This is a genomic window from Pseudomonas edaphica (assembly GCF_005863185.1).
GTDB lineage: Bacteria > Pseudomonadota > Gammaproteobacteria > Pseudomonadales > Pseudomonadaceae > Aquipseudomonas > Aquipseudomonas edaphica.
The window spans coordinates 1-3,486 of sequence record NZ_VBVZ01000635.1 but is presented as its reverse complement, the minus strand read 5'-3'; the positions used below and the strand labels follow the sequence as shown (position 1 = coordinate 3,486).

At 59.7% G+C, this 3,486-nt stretch carries 2 protein-coding genes; both read left to right on the top strand.

The features are described 5' to 3' along the window. Positions 1–141 precede the first annotated feature (141 nt). Positions 142–2,988, top strand: coding sequence for a valine--tRNA ligase (locus tag FEM54_RS28005; protein ID WP_138453800.1), 2,847 nt, complete (start codon positions 142–144; stop codon positions 2,986–2,988). Positions 2,989–3,191: 203 nt separating this feature from the next. Next, the coding region (locus FEM54_RS27995) for an RlmF-related methyltransferase (protein WP_138453799.1) at positions 3,192–3,486 on the top strand (295 nt) is incomplete at its 3' end.

Below are 3,486 nucleotides of genomic sequence, written 5' to 3'. Positions count from 1 at the left end.
GCCACACCGCCATCGCAGGCAAGCCAGCTCCCACATTTGCTCAACATACATCTCTAGCCCGTCTTCGCCTCGCCCTGCGCCTTATCCCCCGTTATACTTGTCGGCTTTCCTGAATTAATGCCAACTAGGGTCCCGCCGCGCATGGATAAGACCTACCAGCCGCACGCCATTGAAACTTCCTGGTACAACACCTGGGAGTCCGAGAATTACTTCGCCCCACAAGGTGCCGGCGAGTCCTACACCATCATGATTCCGCCACCGAACGTCACTGGCAGCCTGCACATGGGCCATGGCTTCAACAATGCGATCATGGATGCGTTGATCCGTTTCCGCCGCATGCAGGGCCGTAACACCCTGTGGCAACCGGGTACTGACCACGCCGGTATCGCCACACAGATGCTGGTGGAACGCCAGCTCGAAGCCACCGGCCAAAACCGCCACGACCTGGGTCGCGAAAAATTCCTGGAGAAGATCTGGGAGTGGAAAGACCAGTCCGGCGGCAACATCAGCCGTCAGATCCGTCGCCTCGGTTCGTCTGTGGACTGGAGCCGCGAGCGCTTCACCATGGACGATGGCCTGTCGGAATCGGTGCAAGAAGCCTTCGTGCGCCTGCATGAAGACGGCCTGATCTACCGCGGCAAGCGCCTGGTCAACTGGGACACCAAGTTGCACACGGCAATTTCCGACCTCGAAGTGGAAAACCACGACGAGAAAGGTTTCCTGTGGAACCTCAAGTACCCGCTGGCCGATGGCGCCAAGACCGCTGAAGGCAACGACTACCTGATCGTCGCCACTACCCGTCCGGAAACCATGCTCGGCGACGCCGCCGTGGCGGTTAACCCGAACGATGAACGCTACCAGGCGCTGATTGGCAAGTTTGTCGAGCTGCCATTGGTTGGCCGTCGTATCCCGATCATCGCGGACGACTACTGCGACCCTGAATTCGGCACCGGCTGCGTGAAAATCACCCCGGCCCACGATTTCAACGACTATGAAGTCGGCAAGCGCCACAACCTGCCGTTGCTGAACATCTTCGACAAGAACGCCGCCGTACTGCCGGCCTGCCAGGTGTTCAACCTGGACGGCACGCTGAACGAGAGCATCGACGGCAAGATCCCGGCCGAATACGCCGGCCTCGACCGTTTCGAAGCGCGCAAGCAGATCGTGGCAGCCTTTGACGCTGCCGGTTTGCTGGTAAGCGTTGACGACCACGGCCTTAAAGTGCCGAAGGGCGACCGTTCCGGCACCATCATCGAGCCGTGGCTGACCGACCAGTGGTACGTGTCCACCAAACCGTTGGCCGAGCCTGCGATTGCTGCCGTGGAAGACGGCCGTATCCAGTTCGTGCCTAAACAGTACGAAAACATGTACTTCTCGTGGATGCGTGACATCCAGGATTGGTGCATCAGCCGTCAACTGTGGTGGGGCCACCGAATTCCGGCCTGGTACGACGAGTCGGGCAAGGTGTACGTAGGCCGCGACGAAGCCGAAGTGCGTGCCAAGCACAACCTCGGCGCGGACATCGCCCTGCAACAGGACAACGACGTACTCGACACCTGGTTCAGCTCGGGCTTGTGGACCTTCTCGACCCTGGGCTGGCCGCAACAGACCGAGTTCCTGAAAAAATTCCACTCCACCGACGTGCTGGTTACCGGCTTCGATATCATTTTCTTCTGGGTTGCCCGGATGATCATGCTCACCATGCACTTGGTGAAGAACGAAGACGGCACGCCGCAGGTGCCGTTCAAGACCGTGTACGTACACGGCCTGGTGCGGGATGGCCAGGGCCAGAAGATGTCCAAGTCCAAGGGCAACGTCCTGGACCCGCTGGACATCATCGACGGCATCGACCTGGAAACCCTGGTGCAGAAACGCACCTCGGGCCTGATGCAGCCAAAACTGGCGAAGAAGATCGAGAAGCAGACCCGCGACGAGTTTGCGGATGGCATTGCCAGCTACGGCACCGACGCCCTGCGTTTCACGTTCTGCTCGCTGGCGTCCACCGGTCGCGACATCAAGTTCGACATGGGCCGCGTCGAAGGCTATCGCAACTTCTGCAACAAGATCTGGAACGCTGCACGTTACGTGCTGGATAAAGGCGAAGACTGCGGCCAGAACGGCGAAGCCTATGAGCTGAGCCTGGCTGATCGCTGGATCATCTCGCAGCTGCAGCGCACCGAAGCCGAAGTTACCCGCCAGCTCGACCAGTTCCGTTTCGACCTCGCCGCCCAGGCTTTGTACGAATTCATCTGGAACCAGTATTGCGACTGGTACCTGGAACTGTCCAAGCCGGTACTGTGGGACGAGAATTCGCCGATCGAACGCCAGCGCGGCACCCGCCGCACCCTGGTGCGCGTACTCGAAGTGGCGCTGCGCCTGGCGCACCCGTTCATGCCGTTCATCACCGAAGAGATCTGGCAGCGCATCGCGCCGCTGGCCGGTATCGAAGGCAAGACCATCATGCTGCAACCTTGGCCGGTGGCCAATGAAGCACGCATCGATGAGGCGGCCGAAAGTGATATCGAATGGCTCAAGACCCTGATGATGGGCACGCGTAACATCCGTGCCGAGATGAACATCGGGCCGGGCAAGCCGTTGGCGGTGTTCGTGAAGAACGCCAGCAGCGAAGATCAGCGTCGCCTCACTGAGAACGACGCACTGCTCAAGAAGCTGGCGAAGCTGGAGTCGATCACTGTATTGGCGGCTGGCGAAGATGCGCCGCTGTCTGCGACCGCATTGGTTGGCGAGATGGAAGTGCTGGTACCGATGGCAGGCTTGATCGACAAGGGCGCAGAGCTGGCCCGCCTCGACAAAGAAATTGCGCGCCTGCAAGGCGAAGTGCAGCGAGTGGGTGGCAAGCTGTCCAACGCGGCGTTCGTCGACAAGGCGCCGGCTGAGGTCTTCGACAAAGAACGCGCCAAATTGGCCGAAGCGGAACAGGCTTTGGGCAAGCTGGCCGAGCAACATGCGCGAATTTCCAGCCTGTAAGCTGGAAACTGTGTGAAAAAAGAGACCTTCGGGTCTCTTTTTTTTGCTCTTTGTGGGAGCTGATTTGCCTGCGGTGCAGCCGACTCGGTGTAACCGCCAGACCGAGTTGATGCCATCGCAGGCAAGCCAGCTCCCACATTTGAACGAGTTGGCCTCAGGATGTGTGACAATGCCCACCACTTTGAGCCAACACCAGAATCAACATGACCGCCCCCAGCACACCCAAACCACCGCGCAAGAAGCCTAAAACCGCAGCCCCGGCCAAGCCCGTCGCGCCGCGCAAAGAGGCTACCTTGCACCCGCGCAACCGCCACACAGGCCGTTACGACTTCCCGGCGCTGATCAAGACCACGCCGGAACTGGCGAAATTCGTGATCATTAACCCGTATGGCAAAGAGAGCATCGACTTCGCCAGCCCGGACGCGGTGCGGGTGTTTAACCGGGCACTGCTTAAATCGTTCTATGGCATCCAGCATTGGGATATCCCGCAGGATTACC

What these genes read in the sequence shown, in the direction of transcription:
- FEM54_RS28005 (WP_138453800.1), top strand. Translation starts at nt 142, where the DNA reads ATGGATAAGACCTACCAGCCGCACGCCATTGAAACTTCCTGGTACAAC.